Annotated in this window: 1 protein-coding gene; it reads left to right on the plus strand. The window is 40.2% G+C overall.

Annotated features, from left to right (window positions below; genetic code table 11):
- Positions 1 to 42: 42 nt before the first annotated feature.
- Positions 43 to 264: hypothetical protein (locus SB724_RS20550; RefSeq protein WP_410572760.1), on the plus strand; the 222-nt coding region annotated here is incomplete at its 3' end.

The raw sequence follows: 264 nt of genomic DNA on the forward strand, positions 1-264 counted from the left end.
GGATTATACAATAACCTTATAAGGCCTCTTACCGGTCTTAACATGACATCAACAGATACCACTGAAGATGGCGGCGGGGATGGTTTTGTAAAATATATCGATGTTCTCCCGGGGCAGGTTTATTATTTACTGTTAAATAATTACTCACCCACTGTTTCACCGTTTACTTTATCTTTTGGAGGTACCGCTTCACTGCTTACCCCATTTGATCATAACTCATCACATATCTATCAACCTAATCCATTCCTGGAGCCTGGACAAAAT

It is taken from the genome of Bacillus sp. SIMBA_031 (genome assembly GCF_046535225.1).
Classification (GTDB): Bacteria; Bacillota; Bacilli; order Bacillales; family Bacillaceae; genus Bacillus; species Bacillus velezensis.